The organism is Halorubrum kocurii JCM 14978 (assembly GCF_000337355.1).
Taxonomy (GTDB): domain Archaea; phylum Halobacteriota; class Halobacteria; order Halobacteriales; family Haloferacaceae; genus Halorubrum; species Halorubrum kocurii.
In genome coordinates, this window is record NZ_AOJH01000054.1 from 20,496 (window position 1) to 33,319 (window position 12,824).

Below are 12,824 nucleotides of genomic sequence, written 5' to 3' on the forward strand. Positions count from 1 at the left end.
AAATCGCAAACTCGCTGCGAGATTCGTATTCTATCGCCGACCTTATTACGATGAGCGTACTCCGTCGCGATAATGAGCGAGGACCGGACCATTCTACTCATCGGTAGCGGGCCGATCCAGATCGGACAGGCGGCCGAATTCGACTACTCCGGCGCACAGGCGTGTCGCGCCCTTCAGGAGGAGGGCGCTCGCGTCGTCCTGGTGAATTCGAACCCGGCGACGATCATGACCGACCCGGACACCGCGGACCGGGTGTACATTGAGCCGATCACCCCGGAGGCCATCGGCGAGGTCATCCGGATCGAGGAGCCCGACGGCGTCATCGCCGGGCTCGGCGGCCAGACGGGGCTCAACGTCACCGCCGAGCTCGCCGAGGAGGGAATTCTCGAGGAGTACGACGTCGAGGTGATGGGGACGCCGCTCGACACCATCTACGCGACGGAGGACCGCGACCTGTTCCGGCAGCGGATGGAGAGCCTCGGCCAACCGGTGCCGAAGTCGACGACCATCTCCCTCGACGAGGGCGAGTCGGTCACCGACTTCGACGAGGACGCCTTCCGCGGGCGCGTGCAGGACGCGGTCGACGCGGTCGGCGGGCTCCCCGTCATCGCCCGGACGACGTACACACTCGGCGGATCCGGCTCCGGAGTCGTCGACGACTTCGAGGAGCTGGTCGAGCGCGTCCGCAAGGGGCTCCGCCTCTCGCGGAACAGCGAGGTGCTAATCACGGAGTCCATCGCGGGCTGGGTCGAGCTCGAGTACGAGGTGATGCGGGACGCCGACGACTCCTGTATCATCATCTGCAACATGGAGAACATCGACCCGATGGGGATCCACACCGGCGAGTCGACGGTCGTGACTCCCTCGCAGGTGATCCCCGACGACGGCCACCAGGAGATGCGCGACGCCGCGCTCGAAGTGATTCGTGACCTCGGTATTCAGGGCGGCTGTAACATCCAGTTCGCGTGGCACGACGACGGCACCCCCGGCGGCGAGTACCGCGTCGTGGAAGTGAACCCCCGCGTCTCGCGCTCCTCCGCGCTCGCGTCGAAGGCGACCGGCTACCCGATCGCCCGCGTCACCGCGAAGGTCGCGCTGGGCAAGCGCCTCCACGAGATCGACAACGAGATCACCGGCGAGACGACCGCCGCGTTCGAGCCCGCGATCGACTACGTGGTGACGAAGGTCCCGCGCTGGCCCATCGACAAGTTCGACGACGTGGACTTCGAGCTCGGCACCGCGATGAAGTCCACCGGCGAGGCGATGGCGATCGGCCGGAACTTCGAGGAGAGCCTCCTGAAGTCGCTCCGCTCCTCCGAGTACGACCCGGCGGTCGACTGGGAGACCGTCGACGACGCCACCTTGGAGACCGAGTACCTCGAGCGCCCCTCGCCCGACCGCCCGTACGCGATGTTCGAGGCGTTCGACCGCGGCTACACCGTGGCGGACGTCGAGGACCTGACCGGGATCAAGCCCTGGTACCTCGAGCGGTTCAAACGCGTCAGCGACTCGGCGCAGGCCGCCCAGAACGGCGAGTTCGCGCAGGCGGCCACCGCGGGCCACACGAACGCCGAGATCGCGGCGCTCGCCGGCGGGGCCGAGGTCGACGCCGTGGAGGAGGACGTCCCCGGCCGGACGTACAAGCAGGTCGACACCTGCGCCGGCGAGTTCGCCGCCGAGACCCCGTACTACTACTCCGCGCGCCAGTCGGAGTTCGAGCGGGGACCGCTGAAGGGGGACGCCGCGGCCGGCGAGCTCGTCGTCGACAAGAGCGTCGACAGCGTGGTGGTCGTCGGCGGCGGCCCGATCCGGATCGGGCAGGGCGTCGAGTTCGACTACTGCTCGGTCCACGCGATCCAGGCGCTCCGCGAGCTCGGCATCGAGGCCCACGTCGTCAACAACAACCCCGAGACCGTCTCGACCGACTACGACACCTCCGACGGGCTGTTCTTCGACCCGATCACCGCCGAGGAGGTCGCCGACGTCGCCGAGGCAACCGGCGCCGACGGCGTGATGGTGCAGTTCGGCGGGCAGACCTCGGTGAACATCGGCGAACCGCTGGAGGCGGAGCTCGACCGTCGCGGGCTCGACTGCTCGGTTTTGGGGACGAGCGTCGAGGCGATGGACCTCGCCGAGGACCGCGACCGGTTCAACGTCCTGATGGACGAGATGGGGATCGCCCAGCCGGAGGGCGGCACCGCGACGAGCGAGAGCGAGGCGCTTGAACTGGCCCACGAGATCGGCTACCCCGTCCTCGTGCGCCCCTCCTACGTGCTGGGCGGACGCGCGATGCGCGTCGTCGAGAGCGACGCGGAGCTGGAGGAGTACATCGAGGAGGCGGTCCGGGTCTCACCCGACAAGCCGATCCTGGTCGACCAGTTCCTCGACGACGCGGTCGAACTGGACGTCGACGCCGTCGCGGACGTCGGCGCGTCACACGCGCCTGCAAGCGAGACGGAGTCTCGCCCTGGAGCGGACGTGCTGATCGGCGGCGTGATGGAGCACGTCGAGAGCGCGGGCGTCCACTCGGGCGACTCCGCGTGCATGATCCCACCGCGCTCGCTCGACGACGAGACGCTGGCGCGGGTCCGCGAGGTCACCGAGGACATCGCCCGCGCGCTCGACACCGTCGGGCTGCTCAACGTCCAGCTCGCGGTGACGGGCGTCGGCGACGACGACGCCGACAGCGAGGTGTTCGTGTTGGAGGCGAACCCGCGCTCCTCGCGGACGGTCCCGTTCGTCTCGAAGGCGACGGGCGTCCCCATCGCGAAGCTCGCCGCGAAGGTGATGACCGACGACCTCACGCTCGCCGACCTCGACGTCGACGAGCAGATTCCGGAGCACCGCAGCGTGAAGGAGGTCGTCCTGCCGTTCGACCGCCTGCCGGGCTCGGACCCGCGTCTCGGCCCGGAGATGAAGTCGACCGGCGAAGTGATGGGCACGGCCCGCTCGTTCGGTAAGGCGTACGACAAGGCGCAGGACTCCACGGGCAAGCCGATCCCGGAGTCCGGCACCGCCGTCGTCGACCTCTCCGCCGAGGAGTTCCCGGACCCGGACACCGAGGCGGGCGAGGCCCTCGTGGCGGGGTACGCCGAGCACTTCGAACTGAGCGAGGCGACGGACCTGATCGACGCCGCGCGGCGCGGCGAGATAGACCTCATCGTCTCGCGCCAGCGCGAGCTGCTGGAGGTCGCGGTCGAGGAGGAGATCACTTACTTCTCGACGCACGCCTCTGCGAAGGCGGCGCTCGAAGCCATCGAGCACGCGGACGACGACCTCGACGTGATGGCCGTCTCCGACCGGCCGAAGCGCGTCGAGAACTGGGGCGTCGCCGAGTAGGCGACGGACGGTACTTCGGGATGGGTTTATAAGCGATACGCGGCCCGTGCGGCCCGCTCGCGACTATTTATAAGGCCTCCAGCGTCGACCGCTCGACGTCCTCGGCCGGCATCGGTTCGCCGCCGTACTCCTCGACGAACGACTCCACGTCGCCCTCTTCGCTGAACGGGATCAGCTCGGGGCCCATGGCGCCGACGATCTCGCTGCGCGCGACGACCGTGAGTTCGGTCGTCCGCGCGAACGTCTCGCTCTCGACGTGCGAGGAGAACATCGTGTCGGAGCCCTCCTCGAACACCTCGTAGTCGACCGCCGAGTAGTCGGTGAGGAACGTCGCCAGCGGGGTCCGTCCCGCGTCCTCGGCGTCGAACCGGTAGGTGTACGTGCAGGTGCTGCTGCAGAACTGCCCGGGCCGGCCGCCCTCGGGCTCGTCGTCCTCGAAGTGGATCTGCCCGACAGGGCCCGGGTGGTCCTCGATTATCATGCCGCACTCGTCGCACGCGCGCTCGCCGTCGAGCGAGACCGGCGTGATCGACGCGCTCTCGTCTCCCATGCAGCCGGCGGCCGCGAGCGAGAGGCCCGTGCCGACCCCGACGAGCAGACGCCGACGCGACGCCGACGGACGCTGGTTTTCGGTCATGGGTGATAGTTACGAAACGACCGTCTTAGGCCCTCGGGAGCGATCCAGTCCGCCGTTCGAGGAACGAACCAGATCGGATAAACCCCGGGGATTCGAACGTCGTCCGTGGCGCTTTTCGACCCCTACGGCGACCCGTCTCGGGCGCTCCGGATCGCGCTCGGCGCGCTCCTCCTCGTCGCGGTCGTCGCGACGGCGGGGGCGTTCGCCGCCGACCCCGAGTCGGCCGCGCCCTCGCCGGTCGCCTACGACGACGTCGTCGAGCTTGGGCTCTCCTCTGAGACGGACGCGCTGATGGCCGGGTCGGCTCGGGTCCCGCGGACGCAGGTCTTCTACTCGCAGCTGCAGTACGTCGTCGGGTACAACGGCGTCGAGTCGTTCGCGGCGACGCTCGGGGACGGCCGGACCGAACGCCAGTTCGGTTACCCGATCGCCGCCTACGTCGAGACGTTCGACGACGCGCGGCCGGGGACGACCGAGACCGGGCTGTTCGAATCGACGTTCGCCGGCGAGTGGACGCCGGCGGCGGAGGCGGTCTACGTCGTCGGGAGCGACGCCCGGAGCCCGGCCGGCGAGACGGTCGTCCCGTTCCGCACGCGGGAGGCCGCCGAGGCGTTCGCGGCCGACCACGGCGGTCGGGCGGTCGACTGGGAGGCGGTCCGGAGCCGGTCGTACGACACCGACTCGGCGGCGACAGTGCGCTCGATGGCCCCCGAGCGCTGGGACGCCGCCGACGAGCGGATCGCGGCCGCCGAGCGCCGCGCCGACCGACCGGTCTCGGTCGTCGTCGGGGAGGACGCGCCGACGGTCGAGGCGGCGGTCGCCGCTGCGCCGGCGAACACGACCGTCGTCGTGCCGCCGGGGACCTACGAGGAGACCCTGACGGTGAACGAGTCGGTGACGATCGCCGGCGAGGGCGCGCGGATCAGCGGCGACGGCGAGGGCTCGGTGATCACGGTGCGGGCGCCGGACGTGGCGCTCACCGGGCTCTCGGTCGACGGGAGCGGGGGCCAGACGCGCGACCCGGAGGCGGCGCGCGAGGGCCGCGAGGACGGTGAGGTGTGGGACACCAACATCCAGCTCGGCTACGGCCACGGCGACGCGGGGATCCGCGCGATCGACGCGCCGGGGCTCGTCGTCGACGACGTGACGGTCGAGGCGAACGCGAGCGGCCTGCTCCTCCGCGAGGGCTCCCACGCGGCGATCCGTGACCTCCGCGTCGACGGCGCGGACGAGTGGCAGGACGGCTTCATGGGGATCGCGGGGATGCAGTCGCGGGTGACGGTGACGGACAGCAGGTTCGAGGGCGGCCGCGACGGGATCTACCTCCACCGCGCCGACGGCTCGGTCGTCCGGAACTCCACGTTCGCGGACAACCGCTACGGGACGCACCTCATGTACACGGGCGACGCGCTGCTCGCCGATAACGCGTTCCGGAACGAGCTGTTCGCGGGCATCACCGTGATGACGCGGCCGTCGGGCAACGCGATCGTCGGCAACGACGTGCGGAACTCCAGCGCGGGGGTGCAGGCGTCCGGCACCCGGGCGTACATCGGGTACAACACCCTCGTCGGCAACGAGCTCGGCTTCTCGACCAGCTCGCGGGGGTCGCTGTACGAGCGCAACGTGGCCGCGGACAACGAGCTGGGGGCCCGCGCGACCACGGTCGTCCCGTCGAGCCGGGTCGTCGCGAACGACTTCGTCGGGAACGGGGAGCACGCGACCGCCGGCGCGGGCGCGCTCCGGGTCTGGGCCGACGGCGACCGCGGGAACTACTGGGAGGGGGCGAACGTCGGGACCCACCAGCCCGGCGAGCGAGCGTACCGGCCGACCTCTCCGGTCGACGGGGCGCTGCACCGGCACGTCGCCGCCGTCGCCGTGCGCGAGTCGCCGGCCGTCGCCCTCCTCGACCGCCTCCGCGGGACCGTTCCCGGCGCGCGCTCGGGGAGCATCATCGACCCGGCGCCGGCGACGGCGCCGTACTCGCCTGACCGGCTCGACGCCGCGCTCGATCCGGGGGCGGGGCCGGTCCACGCCGACTGGCGCGCGGAACTGGACGAGCGGAGCGGGGGCGGAGACGAGGACGCAGCCATGAACGCACGCGACCGCAACGCGACGGGCGGGGGTATCGATCCACGAGCGACGCGGGCCGGTCCGGCGACGCGACCGATATCGGCGACGCGAGCCGGTCAGGCGACGCGACCGACATCGGCGACGCGGGCCGGTCCGGCGACGCGACCGACATCGGCGGCGACGGAGGGCCCCGGCGATGCCTGACGAGCCCGTCGCGGCCCTCTCGGAGGTCACGCGGACGTACGGCGGCGTCCCGGTGCTCGACTCGGTTACCCTCGCGGTCGAGCCCGGCGTCACCGCCGTGATCGGTCCGAACGGGTCCGGGAAGTCGACCCTGCTCCGGGCCCTCGTCGGCGCGACGGAGCCGACCGCCGGCGAGGTCCGGCACCCCGGCGCGACCGGGCCGAAGCCGATCGGCTACCTCCCGCAGCGGGTCCCGTTCCGCGAGGGGTTCACCGCCCGCGAGACGCTCGCGTTCTACGCGCGGCTCGTCGGCGACGACCCGGACGCGGCGCTGGAGCGGGTCGGCCTCGGCGACGCCGGCGACAGGCGCGTGGAGGCGCTCTCGGGAGGGATGCGACGACTGCTCGGCATCGCGCAGGCGGTCCTCGGCGACCCCTCGCTCGTCGCCCTCGACGAGCCGGCGAGCGGCCTCGACCCGGGGATGCGCGAGCGCGCCTTCCGGGCGGCGGCCGAGCGGGCCGACGCCGACACCGCGGTCGCGATCACCTCGCACGCGCTCGACCTCGTCGACGAGCACGCCGACCGGGTCGTGGTCCTCGACCGCGGGAGCGTCTCCGCCGCGGGACCGCTGGACGACTTGCTCGACCAACGCGGCGTCGCCGACGTGAGCGAGCTGTACCGCGTCGCGGCCGGGGAGACGGGAGCGCGGGCGGGAGACGAAGGCGAGGGCCCCGACGACGAGGACGAGAGCGACGGGGAGGGCGAGCGCGACGGCGGCGACGCGGAGCCGGACGTTCACGTCACGGGGGTGTCGGACCGATGACCGGCCCGCTCACCGGGGTCGCGACCGTGTTCCGGCGCGAGCTCGCGACGGTGGTCCGGACCCCCGGCTACGGCGTGCTGGCGGTCGGCCTGCTCGCCGCCGTCAGCGGCCTCCTCGCGGCGGGCGGCGGGGGCGCGACCGGGTTCGTGCCGGCGGTCGTCGACCTGCTCCTCCCGACGGAGGCGCTCGTCCCGCTCGCCGCGGTGGTGTTGGGCTACCGCGCGCTGCTCGCCGACGGCGCGAGCGGCGAGCTCGCGGTGATCCGGACGTATCCGGTCCGCGTCGGCGAGTACGTCGCCGGGGTGTTGCTGGCCCGGACGGTCGCGCTCGTCGCCGTGGTCGGCGTCCCGTACGCCGTGGTCGGCGTCGGCGTCTGGCTGACCGCCGCGCCGGACACGGGGATCTTCGCGACGCACGCCGGCGTCGACTCGCCGCTGCTGTTCCTCCGGTTCCTCGCGTTCGTCCTCCTGTTGGGCGCGGCGTACGTGTCGCTCGCGGCGGCCGTCTCGGCGCTCGCCGCGAGCCGCCGGAGCGCGATCGCGCTCGGCGCCCTCGCGCTGGTCGCTGGCGTGCTCGGCGGCGACCTCCTCCTGCTCCGCTCGCTCGGCGGCGGGGCGTCGCCGGCGACGATCCCGGGAGCGCTCGCGCTGACGCCGAACGGGGCGTTCCGCGGCCTCGTCTTCGAACACGTGATCGGCGTCGCGTTCGCGCCGGAGGGCGGCTTCGTCGCGACGGGCCGCGCGGTCGGCTCGCTCGTCGGCTGGACGCTCTTTGGCCCCGTCGTCGCGGGCGCGACGCTGGCGTACGGCCGCCGCGTCGACGCCGCTCTCGAGCGCGTTCGCAGCGGGTTCGGCGTCTGAGACGGCGGTCGAGGTAGTCCTTCCGGTCACTCCGAGGCCGCGTCGTCGCTCACCGACCCCGGCGCGTGCGCGTACACCGCGTAGAGGACGACGGCGGCGATCAGGAAGTCGAGGCTGTGCTCGAGGTAGTGGTGGACCGGCATCGGCACGACGCCGAGGACGGTGCCCGCGCCGACGACAGAGCGGGCGAGCAGGGCACCGACGGCGACGCTGATAAGGGCGTACTGCGCGCTCCGGCGGCGGCGGTACGCGACGAGGCTCACGAGGAAGAGGAGGCCGGTACCGAGGCCGGCGACGAACACGACGGCGAGCAGCGGCAGCGACCCCTCTACGCCCCACCCTCCGACGGTCGCACTCGGGGGAATCGGAATCACGCTGTCGAGTCGTACTGCGGCCAGCGACAAGAATACACTCCCCGACCGCTCCCGGGCTGAGGGAACGCCCGCTCCGCTTATAACCGCCGATCCGGTAGCTCACGACGAGCACGCATGCCGAACACCAGAGCCCGGGTCCGTCGACACGTCCGCGACACGCCGGGCGTCCACTTCAACCGGGTGAGCCGCGACCTCGACATCGCCACCGGACAGGCGCAGTACCACCTCCGTCGGCTCGTCCGCGACGACGAGGTCGCGGTCGAGCGGATCGCCGGGCGCGCCCACTACTTCGACCCGGAGTTCGACCCGTGGGAGCGGCGGGCGCTCGCCTTCCTCCGCCGGGAGACCGCTCGCGGGATCCTCGTCCGGCTCCACGCCGACGGCCCGACGCGCCCGGCGACGCTCGCGGACGAGTTGGACCTGGCGCGCAGCACCGTCTCCTGGCACGTCTCGAACCTCGTCGAGAGCGGGATCGTCGAGAAGTCCGACGACCGCCCCCTGCGCCTCTCGCTCGCGCGCCCCGAGCGGACCGCGGCGCTCCTCGACGAGGTGTCGGCGTCGCTCCCGGACCGGATCGTCGACCGGTTCGTCCGGACCGTCGACAGCCTGTTCGAGTGAACGGGTCGCCCGCGCTCGCCGACTCCCCTGTTCGCCGCCGCGTTCGTCGATCGCACCAGATCCGTTAGGGCCGTTCCGCGCCACCGATCGACCATGCGCGAACTGGGGCTCGTCGTCGACCGGGTAGGCGGCCGGGCGTTCGCCCCCGCGGCGGCGACGTGCGAGCCCAGCGGGACGATCCACTCCGCCGAACCGCTGAGCCTCGGCGTGTTCCTGCTCGTCGGTCTCCTCGGCGGCGCCCACTGCCTGGGGATGTGCGGGCCGCTGGTCACGACGTACGCGGACCGGCTCCGGGCCGACGACGGCGGGGGCGAGGACGGACGAACGAGGCGCACGCGGGCCGGTAGAACCGACGACCTCACCGTGCGACAGGTGCGACAACACGCGCTGTTCAACCTCGGCCGGACGGCGAGCTACGCCGCGATCGGCGGGCTGTTCGGCCTCGCGGGGAGCCTCGCGTTCGTCACGGCGCGGACGGTGACGACCGTCGCCGACGACGTCCACGCGCTCACGGGGCTGGTCGTCGGCGCGGTCGTCATCGCGATCGGGCTGCGGTACGCGATCCGGCTGGAGCTGCGGCGCCTCCCGGTCCCGGGCGTCGCGGCGGCGTCGGGCGTCGTCACCGGTCGGATCGTCCCCCGGGTCGACGCGTGGGTCGGCGACTGGCGGATCGTCGGGCTCGGGGCCGCGCACGGGCTCTTGCCGTGTCCCCTGCTGTACCCGGCGTTCCTCTACGCGTTCGTGCAGGGGAGCGCGCTCGGGGGCGCGGCCGCGCTCGCCGCGCTCGGGCTCGGCACCGTGCCGGCGCTGTTCCTCTTCGGGACCGTGTTCCAGTCTGTGAGCGTCGACACCCGGATGCGGCTCCACCGCGCGCTGGGCGTCGCCTTCGTCGCGCTCGGGTACATCCCGCTCCAGCACGGCCTCGCAACGCTCGGGGTTCCGCTGCCGCACCCGCCGATCCCGTACTACTCGCCATTGTGACGAATCGGGGCGGGGAAGCGCCGTTCGACGCCCGCACCAGACCGGTTATGCGCCCGTGGGCCGTCGGTTTCGGTATGCAACGGCGAGCGCTGCTCGGAGGGATCGCCGCGGCGACGGCCGGCGCGGCCGCCGGGTGCACGTCCGCGCTCGGCGGCGGGCCGGAGGGCGTCGTGCTCGACCCGCAGGAGGACCAGATCGCGGACAGCGAGGACCTCGCGTACCCGGCGTACGGCGAGCCGCTCCCCGCGTTCGAGCTGCGGGACCCGATCGCCGGGATCACCATCGACAGCGAGGCCGTCGACCGGACCGCGATCGTCACCGGGGTCTTCACCTTCTGTCCCGCGGAGTGCGGGATCCTCCTCCGTCGGCTGGTCGAGGTGCAACGGCGCGTCGCCGACGCGGGCCTGACCGACGAGACGCTGTTCCTCCCGATCACCTTCGACCCCGAGCGCGACGACGAGGCAGCGCTCCGGGACAACGCCGAGTCGATAGGGGTGGACCTCGACGCGGGGAACTGGCACTACCTCCGGCCGGAGAGCCCGGAGCGAGCGGAGACCGTGGTGGAGGACCGGCTCGGAATCGGGTTCGAGCGGACGACCGAGAGCGACCGGCTGCAGGGGTATGACTTCCAGCACATCGTCCTGACGCTCCTCGTCAACCCCGACGGGATCGTCGAGCGGGCCTACCGAGGCGAGCGGATCGACCGCGACCGCGTCGCCGGCGACATCGAGGCGGTGGTCGAGGCGTTCGCCGACGAGTGAGCGGAAGGGGTTCGCCGACGAGTGAGCGGAAGGGGTTCGCCGACGAGTGACCGGGAGCGTCGCCGAGTGGGAGCGCGGCAACGGAGGGCGCCGCCGAGGGGAAGCGCGGCGACCGGGGGAACGCCCATGACGACCGGGCGCGTACGCCCCCGACAGTGAACGTCGACATTCTGCTGTACGACGGGTTCGACGAGCTCGACGCGATCGGGCCGTTCGAGGTGTTCGACTACGCGCTCGGCTACGCCGCGGCGGGCGAGACGGGCGACGGCGCGGCCGGCGCAGCGCGACCGGGGCGCGTCCGGTACGTCACGCTCGAGGAGCGCGAGACGGTGACCGCGAGCCACGGGACGCGAGTCGGGGTCGACGGCGTCCTCCCGGACCCGGACGCCGACGACGCCCCCGACCTGCTCGTCGTGCCCGGCGGGGGCTGGACCGCCCGCGACGAGGCGGCGAGCGCGTGGGCGGAGGCGCAGCGGGGCGACGTGCCGCGCGTGCTCGGCGAGTACCACACGGCCGGCATCCGGACCGCCGCGGTGTGTACCGGGGCGATGCTGCTCGCGGAGGCGGGCGTCACCGACGGGCGGCGCGCGGTCACCCACGCCTCCGCGGTCGACGAGCTTCGCGAATCGGGCGCGACCGTCGTGGACGCGCGCGTCGTCGACGACGGCGACGTCCTCACGGCGGGCGGGGTGACCTCGGGGATCGACCTCGCGCTGTACCTCGTCGAGCGGGAGTTCAGCGAGGCGATCGCCGACCGCGTCGCGACCGTCATCGAGTACGAGCGTCGCGACGCGGTCGCGGACGCAGAGTGAGAACGGCGGCAAGAGGGCGCTGTTCAGCTGGTCGCGACCGGTCAGTCGTCGGCCGATAGCGACCGGTCAGTCGTCGGCGCCGTCGTCGGGGATGGGCGCCGCGTCGTTCCCCTCGGCCTCCTTGGTCGTGGTGTCGCCGTCGGCGTCGACCGTGATCACGGTGCAGTCGAGCTGGGTCCGGAGGTAGGCGTCGATGTCGGGGTCCGAGAGGAGCTTCTGGACCATGCGTCGCCAGCGTCCGACCTGCTTCGAGCCGATGACGACCACGTCGGCGCCCTCGGCGACGATTTCCTCCAAGATGGTCTCCTCGACGAGGAACCCGCGGCGGACGACGTACCGCGCGCGGTCCAGCGGCCCGATCCGTCTTTCGACGGCGCGTTTCAGGTCGCTGCGGGAGACGCCGCCCGAGTTCTGGTACAGGTCAACGTGGAGGACCGTGAGATCGGCATCGCGCTCCTCGGCGACGCGGACGGCCTCCCGCAGCGTCGCCTCGGAGTGCGACGACGGCGGGAACCGGACCGGGACCACGACGAGAGTCATGTCCGACAAATTGCATACGGGGGATAAATACGCTGTCGGTGCGAATGACCGAGCTGAGAATTGGGCCGCTCGACCCTCACTCGACGGGAACGCCCGCGATCGCCGCGAACTGCTCCGGATCGAACCGGACCCCGCCGACGGCGTCGACCCACGGGAGCCGACCCAACTGCTGTGCGCGCCCGTGCGAGAGCCGAACGACGGCGAACCCCGATCGGTGGTGGAGCACCAGCCGGTCCGCAGTCCCCACCAGTCCGAGCAGCCCCGTGACGAACGCGTCGTGGTCGACCTCGTCCCGCCGCTTCACGAAGAAGAACCCCTCCGTCTCGGGGTCCGGTCCGGTGATCTCGACGGACGCGCCGAACCGGTCCGCGACGCTCATCGGGCCGCCACCGTCTGCGTCGCTCATCGGGCCGCCGCCATCCGTTTCGCCTCCTCGATCCAGTCCTCCGCCCTGCTCGTCGACGCGCGAGTGATCTTGGCGACGGTGTCCGGGTCGAGCGCCGCGAGCCGCGAGACGCGCTGAACGCCCTCCTCGCGGAGCCGACCCGCGTACGTCGGGCCGATCCCTGACACCTCCTCGAGCGCGATCGGCTCGGCGCGGTCGCCGAGCCGTTCCCGGGGCTCGTCGTCGGCCTCGTCGCCCGCGTCGGTGTCGGACTTCGGGTCGGGTTCCGACGCCGTGGCCGGTCCCGACGCCGTGTCGCCGGGTGCGTCCGGCTCGTCTTCCGGCGACTCGGAGAGCACGAGGTCGACCGGCGCTCCGGGTTCGGCGACGGCGTAGGGCTCGGGGAACTGCTCGACGACGGCCCCCGGCGCGGCGTCCGGG

General features: G+C 72.3%; 13 protein-coding genes. 8 read left to right on the plus strand and 5 right to left on the minus strand.

Annotated features, from left to right (window positions below):
* Positions 1-72 precede the first annotated feature (72 nt).
* Complete coding sequence (carB, locus tag C468_RS08105; RefSeq protein ID WP_008848402.1) at positions 73-3,339, plus strand: carbamoyl-phosphate synthase large subunit; 3,267 nt, start codon at positions 73-75, stop codon at positions 3,337-3,339.
* Between the two features lie 67 nt (positions 3,340-3,406).
* On the opposite strand, the gene C468_RS08110 is transcribed toward carB, so the two are convergent.
* A complete protein-coding gene (locus C468_RS08110) occupies positions 3,407-3,976 on the minus strand; it encodes a nitrous oxide reductase accessory protein NosL (RefSeq protein ID WP_008848403.1) in 570 nt (189 codons plus the stop codon).
* A 105-nt stretch (positions 3,977-4,081) separates the two neighbouring features.
* On the opposite strand from C468_RS08110, the gene C468_RS08115 reads away from it, so the two are divergent.
* The 3 genes from C468_RS08115 to C468_RS08125 are packed head-to-tail and all read left to right on the plus strand — an operon-like array spanning position 4,082 to position 7,912.
* Positions 4,082-6,250 carry a NosD domain-containing protein gene (locus tag C468_RS08115; protein ID WP_008848404.1) on the plus strand — a complete coding sequence of 723 codons (2,169 nt, stop codon included), beginning with the start codon at positions 4,082-4,084 and terminating at the stop codon, positions 6,248-6,250.
* Positions 6,243-7,052, plus strand: a complete 810-nt coding sequence (locus tag C468_RS08120) for an ABC transporter ATP-binding protein (protein ID WP_008848405.1) — start codon at positions 6,243-6,245, stop codon at positions 7,050-7,052. Before C468_RS08115 ends, C468_RS08120 begins: the two co-directional genes overlap by 8 nt.
* Positions 7,049-7,912 (plus strand): hypothetical protein, encoded by an 864-nt coding sequence (locus C468_RS08125; RefSeq protein ID WP_008848406.1) that lies wholly within the window; start codon positions 7,049-7,051, stop codon positions 7,910-7,912. The genes C468_RS08120 and C468_RS08125 overlap by 4 nt, the downstream gene beginning before the upstream one ends.
* Positions 7,913-7,938: 26 nt before the next feature.
* On the opposite strand, the gene C468_RS08130 is transcribed toward C468_RS08125, so the two are convergent.
* Positions 7,939-8,286 (minus strand): DUF7471 family protein, encoded by a 348-nt coding sequence (locus tag C468_RS08130; RefSeq protein WP_008848407.1) that lies wholly within the window; start codon positions 8,284-8,286, stop codon positions 7,939-7,941.
* 114 nt (positions 8,287-8,400) lie between these two features.
* On the opposite strand from C468_RS08130, the gene C468_RS08135 reads away from it, so the two are divergent.
* The 4 genes from C468_RS08135 to C468_RS08150 all read left to right on the plus strand — a co-directional run bounded on the left by C468_RS08135 (position 8,401) and on the right by C468_RS08150 (position 11,458).
* Positions 8,401-8,904, plus strand: a complete 504-nt coding sequence (locus C468_RS08135; protein ID WP_008848408.1) for a winged helix-turn-helix transcriptional regulator — start codon at positions 8,401-8,403, stop codon at positions 8,902-8,904.
* A 93-nt stretch (positions 8,905-8,997) separates the two neighbouring features.
* The gene (locus C468_RS08140; RefSeq protein ID WP_008848409.1) at positions 8,998-9,885 is read left to right on the plus strand and encodes a sulfite exporter TauE/SafE family protein; all 888 of its coding nucleotides are present in this window, start codon (positions 8,998-9,000) and stop codon (positions 9,883-9,885) included.
* A gap of 74 nt (positions 9,886-9,959) precedes the next feature.
* On the plus strand, positions 9,960-10,646 hold the full coding sequence (locus tag C468_RS08145) for an SCO family protein (RefSeq protein WP_008848410.1): 687 nt from the start codon (positions 9,960-9,962) through the stop codon (positions 10,644-10,646).
* A gap of 155 nt (positions 10,647-10,801) precedes the next feature.
* On the plus strand, positions 10,802-11,458 hold the full coding sequence (locus C468_RS08150) for a DJ-1/PfpI family protein (protein WP_008848411.1): 657 nt from the start codon (positions 10,802-10,804) through the stop codon (positions 11,456-11,458).
* Positions 11,459-11,524: 66 nt separating this feature from the next.
* Here C468_RS08150 and C468_RS08155 read toward each other — a convergent pair whose 3' ends face one another.
* The 3 genes from C468_RS08155 to C468_RS08165 form a co-directional block, all read right to left on the minus strand.
* Positions 11,525-11,998, minus strand: coding sequence for a universal stress protein (locus tag C468_RS08155; protein ID WP_008848412.1), 474 nt, complete (start codon positions 11,996-11,998; stop codon positions 11,525-11,527).
* A gap of 76 nt (positions 11,999-12,074) precedes the next feature.
* Complete coding sequence (locus tag C468_RS08160; RefSeq protein WP_008848413.1) at positions 12,075-12,404, minus strand: hypothetical protein; 330 nt, start codon at positions 12,402-12,404, stop codon at positions 12,075-12,077.
* The coding region (locus C468_RS08165) for a helix-hairpin-helix domain-containing protein (RefSeq protein WP_008848414.1) at positions 12,401-12,824 on the minus strand (424 nt) is incomplete at its 5' end. The genes C468_RS08160 and C468_RS08165, both read right to left, overlap by 4 nt.